The organism is Burkholderia sp. BC1, from assembly GCF_052683555.1.
The window spans coordinates 1-18,696 of sequence record NZ_JBQYLP010000057.1; the positions used below are offsets into that span (position 1 = coordinate 1).

24 protein-coding genes are annotated in these 18,696 nt (G+C 58.6%); 8 read left to right on the forward strand and 16 right to left on the reverse strand.

The features are described 5' to 3' along the window. Nucleotides 1-51: 51 nt before the first annotated feature. From pilP to ACSHSS_RS22980, 15 genes are all read right to left on the reverse strand, one after another. Nucleotides 52-600: a type IV pilus biogenesis protein PilP gene (pilP, locus tag ACSHSS_RS22910; RefSeq protein ID WP_261533057.1), complete on the reverse strand. Its 549-nt coding sequence runs from the start codon at nt 598-600 to the stop codon at nt 52-54. After that, on the reverse strand, nt 587-1,957 hold the full coding sequence (gene pilO2 / locus ACSHSS_RS22915) for a type 4b pilus protein PilO2 (RefSeq protein WP_445545578.1): 1,371 nt from the start codon (nt 1,955-1,957) through the stop codon (nt 587-589). The genes pilP and pilO2 overlap by 14 nt, the downstream gene beginning before the upstream one ends. A 1-nt stretch (nt 1,958) precedes the next feature. After that, entirely contained in the window at nt 1,959-3,656 is a 1,698-nt protein-coding gene (gene pilN / locus ACSHSS_RS22920; protein WP_261508000.1) for a PilN family type IVB pilus formation outer membrane protein, read from the reverse strand. A 2-nt stretch (nt 3,657-3,658) separates the two neighbouring features. After that, the gene (locus ACSHSS_RS22925; protein ID WP_445545579.1) at nt 3,659-4,138 is read right to left on the reverse strand and encodes a TcpQ domain-containing protein; all 480 of its coding nucleotides are present in this window, start codon (nt 4,136-4,138) and stop codon (nt 3,659-3,661) included. A gap of 193 nt (nt 4,139-4,331) precedes the next feature. Then, the gene (locus ACSHSS_RS22930; protein WP_261508004.1) at nt 4,332-5,186 is read right to left on the reverse strand and encodes a replication initiation protein; all 855 of its coding nucleotides are present in this window, start codon (nt 5,184-5,186) and stop codon (nt 4,332-4,334) included. 1,292 nt (nt 5,187-6,478) lie between these two features. Beyond that, complete coding sequence (locus tag ACSHSS_RS22935) at nt 6,479-7,630, reverse strand: nitrilase-related carbon-nitrogen hydrolase (protein ID WP_445545580.1); 1,152 nt, start codon at nt 7,628-7,630, stop codon at nt 6,479-6,481. A 386-nt stretch (nt 7,631-8,016) separates the two neighbouring features. Then, nucleotides 8,017-8,877: a hypothetical protein gene (locus tag ACSHSS_RS22940; RefSeq protein WP_445545581.1), complete on the reverse strand. Its 861-nt coding sequence runs from the start codon at nt 8,875-8,877 to the stop codon at nt 8,017-8,019. Nucleotides 8,878-9,011: 134 nt separating this feature from the next. Next, entirely contained in the window at nt 9,012-9,659 is a 648-nt protein-coding gene (locus ACSHSS_RS22945; RefSeq protein WP_445545582.1) for a DUF6753 family protein, read from the reverse strand. A 3-nt stretch (nt 9,660-9,662) separates the two neighbouring features. Continuing rightward, nucleotides 9,663-10,367, reverse strand: coding sequence for a hypothetical protein (locus ACSHSS_RS22950; RefSeq protein WP_445545583.1), 705 nt, complete (start codon nt 10,365-10,367; stop codon nt 9,663-9,665). Continuing rightward, the gene (locus tag ACSHSS_RS22955) at nt 10,360-10,947 is read right to left on the reverse strand and encodes a hypothetical protein (RefSeq protein ID WP_445545584.1); all 588 of its coding nucleotides are present in this window, start codon (nt 10,945-10,947) and stop codon (nt 10,360-10,362) included. The genes ACSHSS_RS22950 and ACSHSS_RS22955 overlap by 8 nt, the downstream gene beginning before the upstream one ends. A gap of 36 nt (nt 10,948-10,983) precedes the next feature. Beyond that, nucleotides 10,984-11,748: a hypothetical protein gene (locus ACSHSS_RS22960; RefSeq protein WP_445545585.1), complete on the reverse strand. Its 765-nt coding sequence runs from the start codon at nt 11,746-11,748 to the stop codon at nt 10,984-10,986. Between the two features lie 17 nt (nt 11,749-11,765). Then, nucleotides 11,766-11,966, reverse strand: a complete 201-nt coding sequence (locus ACSHSS_RS22965; RefSeq protein WP_080437407.1) for a DUF3717 domain-containing protein — start codon at nt 11,964-11,966, stop codon at nt 11,766-11,768. A gap of 62 nt (nt 11,967-12,028) precedes the next feature. Further along, nucleotides 12,029-12,295, reverse strand: coding sequence for a hypothetical protein (locus ACSHSS_RS22970; protein ID WP_261508015.1), 267 nt, complete (start codon nt 12,293-12,295; stop codon nt 12,029-12,031). A 60-nt stretch (nt 12,296-12,355) separates the two neighbouring features. Then, nucleotides 12,356-14,389 (reverse strand): DNA cytosine methyltransferase, encoded by a 2,034-nt coding sequence (locus tag ACSHSS_RS22975; protein WP_445545586.1) that lies wholly within the window; start codon nt 14,387-14,389, stop codon nt 12,356-12,358. Next, a complete protein-coding gene (locus ACSHSS_RS22980; protein WP_445545587.1) occupies nt 14,386-14,901 on the reverse strand; it encodes a hypothetical protein in 516 nt (171 codons plus the stop codon). Before ACSHSS_RS22980 ends, ACSHSS_RS22975 begins: the two co-directional genes overlap by 4 nt. A 314-nt stretch (nt 14,902-15,215) precedes the next feature. Between ACSHSS_RS22980 and ACSHSS_RS22985 the strand changes: the two genes are divergently transcribed. From ACSHSS_RS22985 to ACSHSS_RS23020, 8 genes are all read left to right on the forward strand, one after another. Further along, a complete protein-coding gene (locus tag ACSHSS_RS22985; RefSeq protein ID WP_060332514.1) occupies nt 15,216-15,428 on the forward strand; it encodes a hypothetical protein in 213 nt (70 codons plus the stop codon). A 36-nt stretch (nt 15,429-15,464) separates the two neighbouring features. Continuing rightward, the gene (locus tag ACSHSS_RS22990; protein ID WP_445545588.1) at nt 15,465-15,671 is read left to right on the forward strand and encodes a hypothetical protein; all 207 of its coding nucleotides are present in this window, start codon (nt 15,465-15,467) and stop codon (nt 15,669-15,671) included. A 177-nt stretch (nt 15,672-15,848) separates the two neighbouring features. After that, nucleotides 15,849-16,016 (forward strand): hypothetical protein, encoded by a 168-nt coding sequence (locus ACSHSS_RS22995; RefSeq protein ID WP_445545589.1) that lies wholly within the window; start codon nt 15,849-15,851, stop codon nt 16,014-16,016. Between the two features lie 28 nt (nt 16,017-16,044). Then, on the forward strand, nt 16,045-16,281 hold the full coding sequence (locus tag ACSHSS_RS23000; protein ID WP_060332437.1) for a hypothetical protein: 237 nt from the start codon (nt 16,045-16,047) through the stop codon (nt 16,279-16,281). A gap of 47 nt (nt 16,282-16,328) precedes the next feature. Beyond that, on the forward strand, nt 16,329-16,673 hold the full coding sequence (locus ACSHSS_RS23005; protein ID WP_445545590.1) for a hypothetical protein: 345 nt from the start codon (nt 16,329-16,331) through the stop codon (nt 16,671-16,673). A gap of 26 nt (nt 16,674-16,699) precedes the next feature. Then, nucleotides 16,700-16,933 carry a hypothetical protein gene (locus ACSHSS_RS23010; protein WP_445545591.1) on the forward strand — a complete coding sequence of 78 codons (234 nt, stop codon included), beginning with the start codon at nt 16,700-16,702 and terminating at the stop codon, nt 16,931-16,933. Between the two features lie 10 nt (nt 16,934-16,943). Continuing rightward, nucleotides 16,944-17,117 (forward strand): hypothetical protein, encoded by a 174-nt coding sequence (locus ACSHSS_RS23015; protein WP_445545592.1) that lies wholly within the window; start codon nt 16,944-16,946, stop codon nt 17,115-17,117. Between the two features lie 101 nt (nt 17,118-17,218). Further along, nucleotides 17,219-17,395: a hypothetical protein gene (locus ACSHSS_RS23020; RefSeq protein WP_157657481.1), complete on the forward strand. Its 177-nt coding sequence runs from the start codon at nt 17,219-17,221 to the stop codon at nt 17,393-17,395. Between the two features lie 349 nt (nt 17,396-17,744). Here the strand turns inward: ACSHSS_RS23020 and ACSHSS_RS23025 are convergent, their stop codons facing one another. Next, nucleotides 17,745-18,647, reverse strand: coding sequence for a hypothetical protein (locus ACSHSS_RS23025; RefSeq protein ID WP_445545593.1), 903 nt, complete (start codon nt 18,645-18,647; stop codon nt 17,745-17,747). Between the last annotated feature and the right edge of the window lie 49 nt (nt 18,648-18,696).

An 18,696-nucleotide genomic window follows, 5' to 3' on the forward strand; every position in this document is an offset into this window, starting at 1 on the left:
CAACCTGCCTCGTCCGTTATGCGGACGACAGGCTCATTGATCAGCGTTTCCCTAGCGAGTTGCGCCTTGCGTGATCGACGGGATCACCGGTGGCCGCATCATCGGCACTCCTTGTGCAAGCATGCCGGCCTGTGCGCCGCTAGGTGCGGCGGTTGCGGCAAGTCCGCTATCCTTCGAGACCGGGATCGTGATCTTCTTCTGCCCTTTCTTTTGCACCTCGACCGACGACATGCCCGCCGAAATAGCGACTATCTTGTAGCCTCCCGGCAAAACGTCACCCACACCCTGATCCAGTTGCCCATTCGGGTACACAAACGTCGCTGTGACTAGGCCGCGCGCTTCGAAAATGCCAGACACTCGAGGCAAGCCGTTGCTCTCGGCGCTCGCTCCCAGCGCACCATTCACGGCTCCACCCGACTTCTCTTTCAGGTCCTGCCGGGCTTGCTCTCGTGCCGCTTCTGCCTTCAGCATCACCGTTTCGGCAACGACGGCACGCAGATCGCCGGCCGTATTGACGCGCAATTGCTGCGCCGTTGAAGCGCATGAAACGCTGAACAGCACAACGGCTAGCCCACACGAAAACACGTTACTTTTGCGCATAGATGTTCCCCTCAACTTTCCACGTGACGGACCCAGCGGCGGCGTCCACCGTTTCTATGATCTTGTCGATACGAACCCCTTCGAGCCCTGCTAAAGCACCCTTCATCCGCTCAAAGTGATATGTGGGCGGCAAGCCAGCCGAATAATTAAAGCTGTACTGGCGCCACGTCGGCACCGGAGCAGGCGCAGGCGGCTGCCCGGGCACACTTGGCTCCGTCTCGACTTTCACTGTTTCTTCTGAAACGGTGACAGGAATCGCAGACCCTTCGAAGTACGAATGGAAATGAGGCATAACGTCATCCGGCAGCTTCAATTTCTCATCACCGGCAGCGGCTGGTTCCAGCTTCACGGATACTTCACCGCTCGTCAGATCATCGCTAAAGCGAGGCTCAGTACCATACAACTCCCCTGTCTCCGCTATGAATCGATCAATGGTCAACCCTTCAACTCGCGTGTACTTGGCTGTTGCGATGCGTCCCGCACATGTGATTTCAGTAAGTGGCCACCCTGCGATGCTCAAAGGAAACTGATCTTCTCCCGCGACGCACGCCGCAGCATAGTCAAGAGCGCCCGCGGTCGACGCCCATGGATGCGCCAACTCCTTTATCTCGATCTTCTTCCTTGCCCGTGCGTTCAACTCCGCCAGGCGTCGCTGCTCCTCGAGCCGTCGTTGAGCGGCAATCCGCGCTGCCTCTTGTGCCTGCTTTTCGGAGTACCACCCATAGCCTGCGATCCCCCCCCCTAAGACGACCAACGCCGACGCGGCGATGACAAGCTCGCGTTTGGTCAAACCGAAGGTGAGTTGCCGGAGTCGGTGCTCCTTGCGCACCGATTTCGGCGTAAGCAATTGATAGATGTCACGCGAGTGCGAAGAGAATTCCAGCTCGGGCGGCGCATAGATCGCGTCGTCATCAAACTGATGCAATGTCACGGCGTTGGCCAGCAAACGCTTTGCTTCCTCCGCGTTGCAGATGGTATCGAAGCCGATGCAGATCATCCGCTCGTAGACCGCCGTGACAACGTAACGACCGTCGGTCAATGCGAAGGCGCCGAGCCACGAGTCGCCCAGCTGCGCCGCAAGCGACGCCGCGAGGCTATACATCCCTTTCAGGGCCGCTGACTTTTTCGGGGCAAAGCCAGCTTGCACGCGAGTTCCTCGCCGCACGGCCACGATGTCCCACTCGTGTTTCTTGCCGAGCATGCGTGCTTCCGCCATGTAATTCCGGGAGTGGCTCAGCGGCTGCCAGAAAAGATTCGATACAAAGGTCCGATTGTTGATATCAACAACTTGCACCTCAAATCGAACCGGCGCCGACACTGCTTGCTTGCGACCGCGCGCTTTCAGTACCGATGCCATATCAGTCGTCCGCAAGAACCGGGGTAATGAGCACAACGAGCATCGTGCGGCTTCTCGTTACGTTAACTCCGCCGCCGAATCCGAAGAACTTGGCCGTTCCGGCGCCATCGCGCGTCGAGTTCTCGTCGTCGTAGTCCTGGCCAGCGAGCATCACCGTATCGCCCGGTCGCACGCGAATGGTGTTCGACGTGTTCAGCGGAAGGGAAATGTCGGGCAGTTCAGCCTTCGAACCGTTACTCTCCACCACACGCGGTTGCCCCTTGAGGCTCGACAAATTGATGTTCATCCGGAGCTGTATTTTGTTGTCCTCTCGAATATACGGAAACATCGAGATGTTGAAGCCCGTGTTGATCGTTCCCGGCTGCAGGGCTGTGCTCGAACCGACCTGGGCGGTTTGCGTGGTGCTCGTGCTCGCAAGATAGCTCTGCTGCTCGCCGGTCTGCGTTGCCACCGCATTCAGGTTCATCGTCGGCAGTTGAGTGCTTCTGAGTAGCCGGGCCGAACCCTGCTCGTTCAGCGCGCTTACGATTGCCTGCGTACCACCCCACGGTGACCCGGACGTGCTGAGAATCGAAAACGCACCGTTGATAGCATTCGTCGGGGCCGCGAAACTGTTGGCGACACTGATTCCATACTTGCCCGTCAGTGTCTTATAGAGCGCGTTCCAACTCACGCCCGTCGAATCCGTGTTGGTGAAAGTCACGGAAATCAATTGCACATTGAACGTGACGAACTTGTCGAAAAGCTTGTTCTTGCTGTCGATGTATCGCTTCGCCGCATCCAGCCGTGCACGGGAAGCCGTGACAGTCACGCTGCCCATTGACGGCGCAACACTCACGTTTCCCTTCCCGGCGATCGTTTCCAGGTTGCTCTGGATTTCCTTCCAGAGAGAAGTCTTGAGCGCAACGACAGTGGTTTGCATTGTCGAGCTGGACCCCGACCCGCTGCCAGACGACGCACCGGAACCACCGGCCTGCGACGACGACACGCCGTTCACCTGCGTAGTACCGCTCTGGAACTCCGACCGCATATCCGTATCGCTACCGTCGGTGCCACTCGCGATCAGGTGGACAGGAAACGTCTGTGTATCGATGTTATAGATCCTGATCGAGTGTCGATCGTCGTCCGGCCGCCACGACACACCGAGCCGCGAGACAACCATGTCCATGATTTCGTTCAGGTCACAGCCGCGGCAGTTGATGTCGATCTTGTGATCGTCAGCGATTTTTACAGTCGATGATGCGTTGGGGCCCAGTGGAGGCACCACATTCGCGCCTGCCGTCAATCCCTGCCCGGCCGACGGTAAAGTCCGACCGGCAGTCAAATCAGGGTTATAGATCGCAGCAATCGCATCGTCGGTCACATGGACCGGAATGCCGCACTTTTTGGTGATCACCTGGCCGAATTCGTAGACCGACACCGGCTCGTTTGTCACGATGTTCATCGTGCCGCAGTCAAGACGCGGACCTTTAGCTGCAACCGCCTCGAGAATCGGGGTCAAGCTGACCCACTGCTTAGAGAGGTACTGGACGGTATCGTTAGCATGCGTCTGCAGTTGCGACACGGAGTTTAGGTGCCCTGCAATGGTCGCTTTGTCGTTCTCGGCCGAAGCTTCGATGTGGGATGCGTGTTGAAACGTGTCGCAGCCGGAGAGCATCTGCACCGTGAAGGCCGCAATTACGATGAGCGTCTTTTTCATGGTCATTTGTTCTTCAGTTGGACGATGAGCGCCCGTTGTTCGGGCTGAATGAGGACAGCGAGTGGCTTGGGCGCTTTCTCGTAAAGCGAGATGCAGTCGGCAACTGCCTTCTCCAACGCCCCCTGAAACTGCAATGCGATAACGATCGGGTAATTGACCTGCTTGTCCGGGCCATCCGGCGCGTTCCACACGAGATGCCATTGGGCCTCGTCCGCCCATTTCTGGATCGACTCGCGCAGCGTTGATCCAGCCGGCGCCGTCCACGTTTTCGATGGCTCGGGGGCGGATACAACCTGCGTCGCAGGTCCGCTCGGACCGCCGACGACCACTTGGCCCTGCGCGGGATTCTCGCTTACGAGCACGGTCGCTATCGACGCGGACGGTGCCGGCGCCGCTTCGCTCGACGTCGGATCATCGACCATCACCACTCCGGCCATCGCGACGGACGGCACCAAGAGCACTGGAATTACAAGACGTTTCATCGTTGCATCCTTCGGTTACCAGGGGCACGCCAGACCAGCCATGCGTCCTCGTGCGGAGCAGTACCTCAAACCACTACGATACTATCAGAATATATTTATATCATTGTCATACGGGCACCGCGCTTCGGTCAAATGATTTTTCTAAGTCACTGCCGAAGCGCACCTTTCTGTCATTTCCAACGTCAGAAACGGATCAGACATCGAGGCGCCCTTGGGGATTCTCTGCGAACTCGAACCGGAGAGAATGAACGGCCCTGCCACGCTTGATTGGCTGCCACTGGATGACCAGATCCGCCTTCTTGTTCAACTCATCAACCGCCATATCAATGACGCGGCGCTTGATGTCAGCGAAACGGTATGTTTCCGGAATTTCGAGCGTCTGCCGCAAGTCATCGACGGTAATGAGCAAGACTCCGCGATCTTTTTCTCGCATCAACAACTCGAGCAAACGCCAGGAGTAGATCGACTGAAGACCTTGCGCGAACTTCAACTGATACGAAACAAAGCGACTCTTCAGCAGGAAAATATGTGGTGTCAAATCCGGCGAGAAACAAATTTCCGCCCAACCCTCTCCGTCGTGGTATGTTGCTTTCCACACCCATCGTAGCTTCACCAGCTTTTTACCATCCATGTACGTCAGCTTCCGCTCGTACAAGCTGGCGCAAGCTTCGCGCAAACCCTTGTAGGCCGCAGCAGACTGCTTTTCTCCGGACCGTGGGGAAAGCGCGGCAACGGCGGCGAACTCGTCTGCACGCACACGGACGGAAACGTAGCCGTCGCTCTTGCCATGCTGATAAGGGGACTTCTTGCTATCGATACTTCTCAGCGCTGTCATCATCAGCCGTTTCTCGTTCAACGAGAGACCTTGCTGAGCATTCACCAGCGCGCGGCTCATTGCCACGGTCCCCTTCACCCGGCCGTCGGCTTCGAGAATTTCGCCGTCTAGCTCAGAAATCTCAATCGGTGACGTTTCGATGATCTGAACCGCCGAACCCAGGGGCGCATCGTCAACAGTGCCCAACCTCTCTTCCATCATTTCCCCGTTCACAAGGCCTCCAATGCAGAGTGACGCCGACAGTCAACGTCACGTATTATAAAAGGTGACACCAATCGCGCAAGTCACCGATGTGGATAGTGGCCATAATGTGTCACATCCAGACCACAATCGGTACATGCTGGACCGCAATCTGTCACCATTAGGCTACCTTGCGTCACCTTTCGCGCTTTTCAGGTCTGCTGCGAGCCTTACAGGACAAGGCTTCCAGCACTTATCCACAGACGTTTACAAAAGGTTTTACTAAAGGTCTTACTATCTGTTTTACAAAGGACCATCCTAGACATAGAGACCGCGTTACCCCACAAACCATCGGTTAGCGGCGTCCCACGCAAAGGCGTGCCTAAGTCTTTGAACGATCGACGTTTTCACGGTCTTGCAGTCAATGAAACTACGCCGGTACCGTGTTCATCCCGACGTAGCGCAACAGGACCATATAACGTCACATTTCGGCGCCTCGTGGTCCCTACCGCCTCGCCACAAAGCGTCACCTTTCTACCACTAGCTCGTGGGCCACAAAGCGTCACCTTTCTACCCGCGGACTCCTGGGCCACAAAACGTCACCCTTCTGCCTGTCGACTCTCGGGCCACAAAACGTCACCTTCCTACCTGTGGATCCTTGGGCCGCGAAACGTCACCTTTCTGCCTGCGGAGCCTGGACCACAAAATGTCACCTTTCATTCCGCGCGCACCATCTCGATACGGGCCACTTCATGTCACTTTTTGACGAGGATTGTGCGGGCCACAATACGTCACATATGCCAGAGGCATCCCTGTCGCTTTACTGTCCCGACTCTGCGCGTAGGCCACGAAACGTCACTTTTCAGGGCGGAAATTTCAAACTGGGCCACGAAAAGTCACCTTTCGCTCAAATCAGTCCCACGTCCGGCCTAGGCACGGGCTTATGGCTCAAGGAACTGCCGACACAGGCATGTTTCACGACGGGGCCATCAGCCGTCACCGTACTTTGAGCAGCGCCGGAATTTAATCGGGCCCAATCGACTTTTGGGCCACGAAACGTCACCTTTGTCGCGCAACTCGGGCCACGACGCGTCACACTTTGAAACCCTCGTTTGATCCTTTCCGGACCACATTCCGTCACCGATGGGCGAAAGTGATTGATTTCAAAAGAGTTTTTCGTAGCGTTTTTTCATCAGCAACCGTACCCTGGCGCGGGCCACAAAACGTCACCATTCAGCTTGGCTTCAAGCGCGAACGGGCCAATATCCGTCACCTTTCGGATAGTCCGCTCGCGGCCGGCGTCAAAGCGTCCCGTTTGGCAAATGCTATACGTTGTGCGCCCAGACGAACGGTTTTCCAAACAGACGAGCCCACGCGCCGGTCACTTCGCGCTGAATGTCCGGAATGCTCGTGTCACGCGCCCACCAATCATTTGCCGAGCCAACATAGATGTCAGGCGAGTACGCGGAGCTAAGCAGTGCCGGCCAGACTAGCAACTGCTCGTAGCAGATGAGCGTAGCGATGCGCTTCCCGCCGATATCGGCGACGCCTGAGTAAGTCCAGTAGGCGAGGGCGCCTGTACTGGCGAACGGCCGCCACATTGAGATCGGAACCGGCACCCGGTCGACAAGAACCCGGCCGGGCTCCGCACCGATCGAGACAAGCGCGTTCACGTACCGCCGATTTTGGGCGCGCGGAAGGTACGCTCCAATAAGCACGGTCTGTCCGCTCGAAGTGAGTTCGGCTGCTTCGCTATCCCACCAGATCCGGTTCATCGACCAATCCCCGCCCACCAGCTCCGGGAGTACAAACACCACTCCGTCGGGGTGCTGAAGGCGAGAACGAGCCAACACATCCTTGACCGCCTGCAGCCGGTCAAACTCGCCGAAGGAGTCTCGAGCCGAGCCGATATGCGTGTCCACGCCGACCCATTTGCCAGGCGACGGCGCGTCAGAAATGAGATTGACGGTGAGTGCAAGCACCGCGAAGGGGAGGGAAGCGAAAAGGGGGCGCTTGTGATGCGCAAGCACGTAAAGGATGGAAACGGTCAGCCCGAGGCCCACCCATCCCATACCCGGAAACAACGCACCGGCACTGGTTATCGGATTGGCCCACCCGAACACCCCGAGAGGAGGCAGCGAAACAACCAGGAGCAGACATACAAGCCGGACGCCTCGGTGCGACGTGCTCCATGCGAGTGCCCACGCAGCAGCCAACAGCACGCTGGGGGTAATCCAAATGGATGCACCGGACAACCACGGCGGGATTCCGCTATCTTCGCCGAAGAACACGCTTGCGCCACGGAACAAGCCGCGCCCGGCCGCAAGGTAATACGCAAGACAGACCGCGAACGCTTCCAGCCTAGACCGTGCGTGTCGCCAGGCCAATACCAGTAGCGGCGCTGCGATCAGCCCGCCGATAGTGCCGGACCATGCCGCCAAAGCAACAATCGCGCTGAACGTTGTTAGCGCCGTCATGCGGCTAAGTTTTATCGTTCCCACCGTGGACTAATCCGAATGTCGTGCCCGCGCTCGATTAGAGCTTGCACGTTCGCAAGCAGTGCTACTACTTGCCGATCAATGGACCGAATGCGTCTGGAGGTCGAGGATTCTCTATTTCCCTGGTCTTCATCGCACACTTCGAGCAGATGCTCGAGTTCCGCGCAAAGCGCGCGGATACGATTCATGCAGCTCTGGGCTTCTTCATGGACGACGCGATTTCCAGCCAACGCGTCGTCCACTGCAATCAATGCGCCGGATAGCCGCCGATAAAGACCCACGATGTGAGCCGTGGCATCACTGTCCTCTTCGGCACTCGGGATCACTTTTTTCTGACGTTGGAAGCAACGTTTTCAAATAGACCGCTACGCGGTCGCCGGCACGAGTCGGACCTTGAACACATACCCGAGCCTTTGGAGATCCTTCACGAGCTGCGTTCCATGGATCGCTGACAGATCCAGGCTTTGTGAAACGTGATCCTCGATCGCTGCCAGAAGCGCCAGCGCATCGACATGGCCGGCCGTCGAGGCTGAAGCCTGTTCCGGCGCCCCGATCCTGTGTGCCGGACGCGCGGCGAGCGCATCATTCAATTGCCGGGTGAGCCGACTGTTCTCGCTCTCCAGCTCGGCAACTTTCTCCTCAAGCGCGTTGTTGCGAATCGTTAGAATTTCGATTCGCTCATGTTCCTCGTGCAGCTCGGCGATCGGGGCCGACGCGGCAGCCGGGTGCTTCTCCGAATTCTCGGTAAGCCGACTCAAGTTCGGCGATGCTGCCACCCGCGGCAAAGCGCTTTCAGGACCGGGTGGAGTGGCCGGAACCTCGGGCTCGGGTGCCGCGCTTGTCCGGAGCGTGCTCGCGGGAATCGCGTCGGTCGATGCGCTGGTGATTCCCACGCTGACAAGGCGCCCAGCGATCTTCGCCTCCACATCTTCATCGCGCGAGAGCAGGCTACATTCCGTCCACCCCGCCTTCTGTATCAGGTAATTCACGCGCGCGAAATGGTCAACGGCTTCGCCGTAGATCGTGAGCGTTTCGCCGTCGTTCGCAATGCGAAGTGAGCAGTCGGCGTGCCCCGGATCGTTAGACACCAACGTCCAGTGACCGGCTTCGTGCGGATTCTCCTGGTAGTCGAACTGCTCGAGATACAGCGCCAGCTCCGCCGCACTGCAAAGATTGCCAGTCAGCATTACGAGTTGAGCGCTCGAGTGCTCGGGTAATAGTGCCATTTGAAACACTCCTTTCAATAAAGCAGATGATGAGTTGCGGTCGAAGCGGTCAAGATTTACCCCGCAGTCCCCCGCTATTCGCGGCGGCCGGCCGGCACGGGGCGCTCGCGCGCCGATACTTCTCAGCTGTCAGACTAACGGATGCGCCACCCCGAGCTTCGTTTCGCCTGGTCGTCGTACGGGATGCAGTAGGTCGCACCACCGTCTTTGCGCGTTTGGAATCCCGAGCAATCCAGCATCGCGCGTACATTGTTCATCGACGCAAATGCCCTCGCCGAGCGGCCTTCAGCCGACTGCACCCACGCAGCGTCGACGGCCATTTCAACCCCGCCAGAATGTTGGCCAGCTTTGTATGCGCCCCACGCCACCAGTCCGAGGATAGGGACCGAGACGGCAAACGAAATGACCACGGCGAAGATGAACTTTCGGCGCATCTCTTGATTCGCCAGAATCCTGCCAGCCTCGATCGCACGGTCTGCCATGTCGCGTGATGTCTTTGCGACCGATTCAATGAGACTCGCTTTGACAGCCCGTTCCGCAGCTTGGGCTGTGGCCTCCAGTGCGAGTTTGTGGTCTGCAAGAACTTGCCGCGTCTGTTCGGTGATGCTCTTGGGAATGTCGCCGTACAGGATTTCAAAGTGACCAAAGGCGAGAAGCATTGCCCACACCGAGTCATGTTCCGAGAATCCACAAATCTCTTTGATCTTGTAGAACTTGGCGACCTCCTCGGGAGTGGGCTCGCGCTGGATCAACGCTTGAAGGGCTTGGTCAATGGGTTTCATGGATCACGATGTGTATAGGGCGTCGTCAAGGGCTTCCAGCATGTTCGCGCGCCATTCGGATACAACAATGCGCGCGTAGATGAAGTTGCTTTCTTGATCGCCCTCCTGGTTGATGAAGTCGCCGAAGGAGAGATTTGATTCGCGAACCACCTGCATGATTCGGCCATTCATGGCCGGCAACAGAAGAACATGGTCATCGTGATCGGCGCCGTACGCGGCATCGAAATGCGTGAACTCGCGGACCATGCCGAACGCGAGATTTTTGACCGGTATGACGTCTGGGAACGTTTGAGCGAGCCGGCCGAAAAAGTGGAGACCGTCCGGCAGGGTGTTCATAACGAAAAGCACACGCACCTGGAAGCCGTAGGCCTGGACGAGACGGATGAAGCGTTCAAAAAAAAGGACCGCGCGATCGTTGATGCCATCCGGGAGGTTGGTCACAACATGGCCATCCACAAGCACGCCATCATCGTCGGCCGTGCAGAGAAAATCAGAGAAAAGGGGCCAGCCGTCGGCGTCGTGGAGATCAAACTGTCGGGTAGGAAGGGCGCTGCCGAACGCTGCGCTAACGTCGGGCGTTCGAACGTCCCCGTCAACCACAGTGATTCGTGTCGACTGATTCAGCAACCAGTCAATCAACGCCTTCGCCATTACGGATTTTCCGCATCCGCCTTTATTGCCGGAGACCAGCCAGACGACCCTATCCATTCCCGTTCGAGCTCCCCATAAGTAACATAATGATATCAGAGCGAACGGGCGAGGGAAGGGCGTGCAGCAGTTCATATATCGCGAGCTGCGCGTGACGCTGTACCGACTTCATCGAAGTGCTATTCAACGCTTCGGCTGTAATGCCATTCGGTGCGCCTGCCGCCAGCCGTCCAAGGTCGCGGAGCATAGGAACAAGGCTCGCAGTCAAAGCGGCTTCCAACGTTGGAAATTTCTGCGATGCCGTCAGTGGCGTTGCCCGAAATTTCGAGCCGATGCGGTATTCCGTTGCAGTGATCCAACTGTCGGGCGTGATGCGAAGCGAGTATACGGCGACTTGAAACGAGTGGTCGCGCCGATATTCAAGCTTGTCGGCAAGTTCCAACGGGTAGCAGCCGTGCCTGTTGGGGGCAGGGAAAACGCTGTCTGCTACCGAGGCGAGGGGGATTCCCCACCCGGATTCCAGATCCGGGGTTGAGGACAGCACGCGATACGCGCCCATCTTGCCTCCGAAGAAGCAGGGCGTTGCTTTACCGTTGTCGTAATACACAACCGGATCGCCACGTTTGTATCGGCGTGCCATTTCCCTCCACCTCACTCATTTCCAACGTCAGAAGAATCAGAGCCCGACGTGCGGCCGCAGGCTGTCGAACGTTTTATGGTTCTCGTGCAGCCAGGTCACGAGTTCCATGTTCTCGCTCGGCGTCAGCTTGTGAGGCGACGTTGCAGCTTCCTTGACCGGAACGGCGGCCAGCGAATACGGCATGATGTTTTCGTTGTCCGAGAACAGCTTGTCGACCGTGCGCTCATGCAGTTCAGTCATGGCTGTAGTGAGTCCGCCCGACTTCTCGAAACGCTTCTTCGTCTCGCTCGAATCCCAGCGGCTGAACTTCTCCTCGTCGCCGAAGAACAGATTCTTGACAACGACCTTGCTCGCGAGACTGCCACCGAGAACCTGCATTGCCTCGTTGAGCAGGTTCACGCTGTCCGGCAGTCGGTTGATGATCCAGAACATCGAGAGAGGACGCTCGAGCATCTCGACAGTTTGGCAGAAGCGAGCGGCTTCCTTGCGCAGCTCGGCGCCGATGCCGGCCGGAAGCGAAATGACGATGGCCTTGTCTGTCTGGTCCATCATGAAGTCCGTCATGTCCATCCAGCCTTCGTGGACGCGGAGATTCGCCTGCAGGGTCGGCATCGAGTCCGCGAACATCCGCGACACGTCGGGGTTTCGCGTATCGCCATCGACCAGCGACACGGGCATCTGACGTTTCACCGCCCAGTCGAGAAAGAGGCCGCAAGCGGTGCTCTTGCCCACTCCGCCTTTGTCGCCGTGAAAAAGAATGACCGGTTTGCCGGCCGGTGCGGTTTTCTTTGCTTCAGCCATCTGGTTTACTCCTTTGATTAAATGATTTTCCAACGTTCAAACACTTCGCGATCCGCATCAGAAAGCGATGAAAGCGCGCGCGATTCTTCGCGGTTCCAGATCATTGCCCCATAGATATTTCCGAGCCGTCGGGCATCGGCCGGGATGGAAAATTCCTCCGAAGGCTGTTTCGCCAGAACGTGATTGATCGCGGCTTCCAACTCAGCAATCGTGAACATCTCAGCCTCCAGAGAGACATAATAAAAGCATAATCAAGTATGTACCCAACGGGTACAGTCTGTCAACCTCTGCGCTTTGTTAATTTCAGCGTCGGATGTTGGTCTGTCAGAAGCAGGAACAGCTCCCACGTCGCGATCGGCATGTTGCGAAAATTGACGGTTCCCTCGGGCTTTTCCCACTTTTCCCAAGTTCGCCGCGGGAGCGCCGCAGCAGAAACCAGTGCGCCGGCGCCATCGGGCGATAGCCCCGCATTCTCACGCGCGGTGCGAACCTCCTCCGGTGTCGGCTCGCGCACCCGCTCTTTAATCGGTCCAGTAAATATCGTCATCGCATCGTGTCTTTGCTGGTGTCATCACGCCGAACCCAACGGGTCCAAGCAAACGCAATCTTACATGGGCTGAGACACGGATAGAGCAATAGCCACGTTGCGTACCCATATCGGTTGCTTGCTCACCGAACTAGTGGTTCCCGACCAGGCCTGCAAAAGCGTGGTTCCCATCACGCTGGCTATGGCCTTCCCCGCGAGTCGTGGCACGGCATTCCCGATTTGCTCGCGCCACTCTTGATCCGACAGACCATCCAATTCTAGATATTCCTCGGGATCGACGAGGCTTTGGAGAACCGCGAGTTCAAGTGTCGTGAAGGGGCGATGCCACGTCCCGTCGACGGAGCGAATTACTGCGATGGTCTTCTCGTTCGCGGCAGGTAGTCGGGGATCGGCAACGGACCAACGGCCATTATCGTGACACGCGGCCGAGGATACAGCGCCTGACGGCTGATCCCACGAAACGACCCCGTAGTGGCCCGCGGTGAGATAGTTGTCGCCCTTCTCGCGTTGAATGCCTGATCGAGGATCTGCGACCGCATAGGCGCCCTGATCGTCACCTCCTATGACGGTGCCAGCATGGCCGGCCCAGTCTGTCACCTTGTACTTGCTGAACAGCGGCCCCGCAGGCGGCCTGGGATCGGCGACCGAGTAGGCCCCTTTCCCGCTATCGCTACGCGCGATGACAGTGCCGCGGGGCTCGTCGGAGCAGGTCACGCCGTACTTTTCGGCACCCTCGACGCTCGTAGTGGAGCGTGGGTCCTGCACACATTGTCCAGTCCCGTGCGCACTCGTGACTGCACCTGCGGCACCGTTCCACGGGACGATGTGAAACTCATTGTTGTGCTTCGGCGTGCCGTTGTGTCGAGGGTCTGCGACAGCGAACCGACCTTGATTGGGCCATTGCTGTCCGCTAATCGCGCCGCTAGGGTCACTCCATGCAACCACGCCGTAGTTTTGCCCGTGGTTCCAACGCGCCGATGGCACGGCGCGCGGGTCCGCAACCGAGAACATGCCTTGTCCCGGAGATTTGACGCCAATGATTGCGCCGCTCGAATCATTCCAATCCACGACGCCATAGTTTCGATAATGGAGCGCGTCGGCCGGCGCGCGAGGATCGGCTACTGAGAACGATCCGTTCATCGGTCGACTCGCACCAGCAACTACACCCGACGGCTCCTCCCAGCGACGTACGCCAAGCGCGCCATTGTGCATCTCGGGCACGAGCAGATAGTCGCGAAGATATCCGTCTTCGACGGCAAGCTTATTGAGGCTGCGCCAGTCGCTTCCGGCTTCTACGAACGCGAGCCGGACCCACGTTTTCCATTGTAGGGACGGGATGCGGTGCATTGGGCCGCCGGCCGTATCGCCTGGCAGCGGCATTCTGCCGAGCAGCGTGCCGACCGCCTGCAAGGTCTTCTTTTCAGGTTCATACAAAAACGGCGGTACTTTCTCGACATGTCGTGCGACCAACAGGAATCGCTTGCGGGACTGAGCAAGGCCGCCCAGTTCACCGCAGTCGTGAGTCGTTTCCGACACGGCATACCCATAGCGGCGCAGCATATCGATAATCTGGTCGAGCAGGTGTCGGCCCCTGGAGGTAATGCGGGGGACGTTCTCGAATACGATCAGCTCGACCGGATCGTTGACGTACGCTTCAAGAGCCAACCAGATGCCACGTAGCGTGAGACGGTTGAGCGCCTGGTATTTCGGTGTTTTGCTGCTACTTTCGGCGAGAAGCCCGCTAAATCCTTTGCACGGTGCGGAGAGAAACCAAATGTGCGGGCGTTCTCCTCCCATCGCACGAACGATGTCCGAAGGCATCGCTTCGCGCCAATGCCGAGGCGGTTCGACGCCGTGGAATGCTTTGTATTGGTCCCGATCGAAGAGATCCAACACCGTTCCCCGCACGCCTGCAAGCTTCTGAAAATTGCGTATCGCTGCAGGATTAACGTCAATACCGCCGACGCACCGGAAGCGGGCCTCGAGCGCGCCGACGCGCGCATGACCTTCATTGAAACCCTTGGCTCCGCCGCCGAGGCCGCAGAAGAGATGACCGTGGCGAATCTCGGTCGGGATGGTGATGGCGCTGTTCACGGTTTGACCTCGATGGAACGCGTTACAAGAACGGTGGTTTCGGACTGTTCGGGTGCGGCGACTGCACATCGATTTATTAAAATCACTTTGAAGTGAGCAAATACGGCTGCTGCGCCGAATCCAATGGTTGAAGCCACTATTGCCCACTGCACGATGACGGGGTCGGCGAGTGGCGTAACAGACGCGATCCGCGGGTAGATGGTGTTCACGCTATCGACCGTCACTAGCCAGAGCGCTTGAAAGGTCCAGACAACGGCCAACGGACAAAGAAAAACCGGCTCGCTCCACTTCGCCCAGTGCATCAGCACACAACCGGCCGCGAGAATCGTCGCTACGATCGCCCACAATGGCAGGACACCAAGGACATGCCGCATCCCTGTTCGGTAGGCTGCGATTGCAACAGCAACGAAGCCAAGCGCATACAGGATGCCGAGCGAGTCGACAAAAGGATTAACGTCGATCGGCTCACGTGAGCCGGTACGCGCGTCATAGGCGTTCTTTTCCATGTTCATTAGAGGCTCCTAAAAGTCTGGTTCGCTTCCCGAAAAAGCTCACCTATCGCGTTACGAGCTGATCGCGCCAATCGAGTTGCCACGATGGTCTTCCGGCACGCCGAATTTGGCTACGCAGGGGATCAGGCAGACGATGAAGATGACGAAGAGGATGTCCATTTTTTTGCGTCGCTCCATGAGATGGGTGAGTACGCATGATGTACCCAATGGGTTTTCGGGTCAAGAGAAAAAAGATAAAAAAACCATTGTGCTATTGGGACCCAATGGGTACACTGTCGTTGTCATCAATCGACGCGACTTGAAGGGGAACGACGATGCAACGCGGACGGATTACGGAATTCCTGTTTAACAACGACGACTACTTCGTCGCGCGCACGGACATGCCGGGGGTGCGCATCGGAATGGTCGGGGGCATTTGCTTCGACATTCCGACGGGTCACGCATACCACGATCGCGTGCGAGAGATCGAGAACGCAGCAGACGCCGAAGAGATGTTTGATGAACTCTACGCCGCGTTGATCGCCTGACCGACCCCGCCCACTTCACACTTCAGGAGAACGACGATGGTCGCATTTTTGGTCTGCACGGTCAGCGGCGCACCGCAATACAAGGTCGTCGACGGCGCGCGCGAGTATTGGATGTTCCGGGGCGACTACTCCACGATCGCCAAGCGGCGCATCGACGGATGCCCTTCGCATGTGAGCATCAACGGCCCGCGCCACGCCGCGCTGCGCGCGCGCATCGACGCCGCGATCGCGGTAATCGCCTGACCAACCCAGCCCGCTACAGGAGAACAACCATGTGCATGACCATTGAAGCAATTTTCGCCGCGTACGACTGCTATTGCGCCGGATTGATCGAGGCGGGGGAAACGCCGCTGCCGTTTGAGGACTTTTGCTGGCGGGAAGCAGCCGCCTGACAACCCGCGCCCGCTACAGGAGAACGACATGAGCAAGTGCGCCGCACTTTTCAAGAAACACGCCAGCCTCGCGCGCGCTATCAGCCGCCGCATGCAATCGGAATGCCGCGACACGGCCGGAAGCGAAACCAGCTTCAGCCATTACCTCGCCGCGCACCTTGCGGCGCAGTTGATCGCCGGCACGTACACGGCCTGACCAATCCGGCCCGCTCCAGGAGAACGACGTGAAGAACCTCGACATCGCCGGCACCGGCGCCCATCCCGGCTGGCACCACATCAGCAAAGAGACCGAATGGGCCGACGAACCGCACCTGTTCAGCATGGGCCGCCCGCTGGATGCGCCGGATGTGATGCCGGCAGGAGGTTGTTCTGCCCACGTCTGCCACACGCTGCTCGCGGGGAGCGCGCTTCGCCTCAATTCCTTTAACGAGCCGACGCAGCTTGCAACGACGCGCGCCTGACCGACCGCGCCCGCCCTGCGGGCAATCACACTACCACTACCAGGACCATGACCAACATCGATATCGACGCACTCACGAAGGTGGAGCGCAGCATCATCCTCTACGCCGAAACCTGCTGCGTGGACGCCGGCGGCCTGCTCGAAGGCGAGCGCATGAACGCCGATGACATGACCGCGCTGCGCAGGTTCGCGGACGCCGGCATCCTGACCGTCGGGCGCATCCCTGCTCGACTGCTCGAATCGCTCTCCGGCCTGAGGCTGCCGACGCACTGGATCACGTTCACGGACGAGGCATGGCAGCTCGCGCACGCGCTGCGCCGCCGCTGCGCCGCGCAGGGCAGCGCATCCCGGAAGAAGGTCGACGAAGCCCTCGCCGAGCTGGCTGCCGGCTGACCGCCCCGCCACTACAGGAGAACGACGTGAGTAATGCCAAGACCCCTACGCCGCTTGCATCGACGCCGATTGCTGAATTCCTGGCGAACCTGGCGCAACTGAACAATGGCGCAATGATGGAGATCTCCGACTTCATGCGGGCCCAAGGCCCGGCGTATCGCGCTCGCGTTATCGAGCGCTGCGCAGCGATCATCGGGGCGATCGCCGAGACCGGCGCCTCACCAACCGCGCCCGCCCTGCCGGCAATCACACCACACTGAGGACAGAGAAATGCCAAAGTTCCACGTAACCATTGAAGAAACGGTGCGCCACACCATCAAGATCGAAGGGGACGACGAGGACGCAGCCGGAGAGAACGCGCTGGAAGCCCTGCGCAGAGACGGACTCGCGTCCTTCAGCACCGAAGTTGCCGAACGCGAAGTCGTAGCGTCCCACGAGGTCTGAACGCGGTGATTTGCCCGCTGCGGTGGGCATCCCACGGAGGTATTAACGATGGACACTCTGTACCGCTGTACCCGCTGTCACACGATCCATAAGGACGCGTCATGACCCGCGAGCCGGTGTACGAGGACGGCGAGCTGATAGGCCACACGTATACCGTGCCGGCCAGCTATGCCTGCTTCCGCGACGTGCGCGGGTACGAGGCGATCGTGTTGATGCGCCCCGAGCGCGAGGTGTTCGAGCCGATCGAGCGCCAGCGCGGAATGTTTGACGACAACTGACCATGAGAGGTGGACGAATCCGAAATGCGCGGACTTCGAACGTCCGATGCGTACCCTGTTCCGCGCAGCTGCGACCTGACTAACCGCGCCCGCAACAACGGTCAATACGACGCTGAAAACGAAACCGAAATTCACCGTGCGCTGGAAGGCACCGGCCTACCCCGGCGACATCGAGGGCAGCCGCGCCCCCGGCTTCTTCAACGAAGGACGCGGCTTCGCGTGCGCGGACATATGGGAAATCGCGCTGCTCGACGTCGGCGACACGATCACCCTGACCGAAGAATCCCGGCATCGGAGTTACGCGCAAAGTGTGACCAGCGCGATCACCCGGCCACGGTCGGCGATGCTCTTACAGTTTTGGGGGCATCGCCACGAAGTCCTTGCTGGACTTGCCCTTGGTCGGCGCAATGATCCGACCGACAGTCTTCAACAAATGAATCTGCTTCTTCGTTAGGCTGCCGTGGAACGGCTTGCCGGATACGTAAAACACCAAATCCCCCCGCAGCTCGACATCTTCCTCCAAGACCGCCCTTTCATCCGTTGCCAAGCTGGCTTGTTCGATCGCGGCTAACGTCAACGCGCCCTCCTCGCCGTCTGAGGCTATAGGCGCGCTCTGTGTTTCTGACGTTGGAAGTACCGAAAAGGCCCCGCCTTCGCCACCCGACCCTCCGCCTTTCTCACTATCAACCCGCGCCGATTCTGCCGCTTGCGGCAGAATCGGCGCGGCCGGCGAAGCCGGTCGCGCACCTGTAAGCTTTGTAACACTCGGTTGGCGACCGGTCATCGTTTGCGCTTCGGCTGGGCTTGAACTTGAAGCCGACGGTTCTGAGCCAGTTGAGAACGCATTGACCAGCCGGGGCGATCCCTGCACTCGCCGCACGTGCTCCACAGCGATACTCGCCGCGTGTTCGACGTGTTGCTCGAGCGCCCTTTTTTCCAGAGCGCTCTTCGTCTGCAGGACTTTCTTCGCGTGCCGCTGCGCTTCCGCCGCCAGCTCTTCCTGCGTCTTCAATTCGAAGAAGTACGAACGCAAGGTCTCCGAGGAAATCTCCAGGCCGGCGGACTTCAGCACCTCCGCGATCTTCTCGAACGGCATACCGCTATCTCGGGCCGCGATCAGCGTACTGAGCAACTGTCTGACCGCTTGTTTCTTGATGAATCGGTCATCTGGCAGCTCGCTGTAGATTGCGGCGAGCAATACCTGTCGTGCCCTCTCGATATCCTCTTTTTGCAGCCGCTTCTGAGTCGCCATTTTTCATACCCTTACGCCTACGAAGGCATCCTAAAACGGATTTAATAAT

Bases quoted from the DNA above. Each gene is read 5' to 3' on its own strand.
- ACSHSS_RS22955 (WP_445545584.1), bottom strand. From the start codon at position 10,947: ATGGCACGCCGATACAAACGTGGCGATCCGGTTGTGTATTACGACAAC.
- pilP (WP_261533057.1), bottom strand. From the start codon at position 600: ATGCGCAAAAGTAACGTGTTTTCGTGTGGGCTAGCCGTTGTGCTGTTC.
- ACSHSS_RS22935 (WP_445545580.1), bottom strand. From the start codon at position 7,630: ATGACGGCGCTAACAACGTTCAGCGCGATTGTTGCTTTGGCGGCATGG.
- ACSHSS_RS23025 (WP_445545593.1), bottom strand. From the start codon at position 18,647: ATGGCGACTCAGAAGCGGCTGCAAAAAGAGGATATCGAGAGGGCACGA.
- ACSHSS_RS23005 (WP_445545590.1), top strand. From the start codon at position 16,329: ATGACCAACATCGATATCGACGCACTCACGAAGGTGGAGCGCAGCATC.
- pilN (WP_261508000.1), bottom strand. From the start codon at position 3,656: ATGAAAAAGACGCTCATCGTAATTGCGGCCTTCACGGTGCAGATGCTC.
- ACSHSS_RS22995 (WP_445545589.1), top strand. From the start codon at position 15,849: ATGAGCAAGTGCGCCGCACTTTTCAAGAAACACGCCAGCCTCGCGCGC.
- ACSHSS_RS23015 (WP_445545592.1), top strand. From the start codon at position 16,944: ATGCCAAAGTTCCACGTAACCATTGAAGAAACGGTGCGCCACACCATC.
- ACSHSS_RS22945 (WP_445545582.1), bottom strand. From the start codon at position 9,659: ATGAAACCCATTGACCAAGCCCTTCAAGCGTTGATCCAGCGCGAGCCC.
- ACSHSS_RS22985 (WP_060332514.1), top strand. From the start codon at position 15,216: ATGCAACGCGGACGGATTACGGAATTCCTGTTTAACAACGACGACTAC.
- ACSHSS_RS22970 (WP_261508015.1), bottom strand. From the start codon at position 12,295: ATGACGATATTTACTGGACCGATTAAAGAGCGGGTGCGCGAGCCGACA.
- ACSHSS_RS23020 (WP_157657481.1), top strand. From the start codon at position 17,219: ATGACCCGCGAGCCGGTGTACGAGGACGGCGAGCTGATAGGCCACACG.
- ACSHSS_RS22925 (WP_445545579.1), bottom strand. From the start codon at position 4,138: ATGAAACGTCTTGTAATTCCAGTGCTCTTGGTGCCGTCCGTCGCGATG.
- ACSHSS_RS22960 (WP_445545585.1), bottom strand. From the start codon at position 11,748: ATGGCTGAAGCAAAGAAAACCGCACCGGCCGGCAAACCGGTCATTCTT.
- pilO2 (WP_445545578.1), bottom strand. From the start codon at position 1,957: ATGGCATCGGTACTGAAAGCGCGCGGTCGCAAGCAAGCAGTGTCGGCG.
- ACSHSS_RS22990 (WP_445545588.1), top strand. From the start codon at position 15,465: ATGGTCGCATTTTTGGTCTGCACGGTCAGCGGCGCACCGCAATACAAG.
- ACSHSS_RS22965 (WP_080437407.1), bottom strand. From the start codon at position 11,966: ATGTTCACGATTGCTGAGTTGGAAGCCGCGATCAATCACGTTCTGGCG.
- ACSHSS_RS22940 (WP_445545581.1), bottom strand. From the start codon at position 8,877: ATGGCACTATTACCCGAGCACTCGAGCGCTCAACTCGTAATGCTGACT.
- ACSHSS_RS22950 (WP_445545583.1), bottom strand. From the start codon at position 10,367: ATGGATAGGGTCGTCTGGCTGGTCTCCGGCAATAAAGGCGGATGCGGA.
- ACSHSS_RS22980 (WP_445545587.1), bottom strand. From the start codon at position 14,901: ATGAACATGGAAAAGAACGCCTATGACGCGCGTACCGGCTCACGTGAG.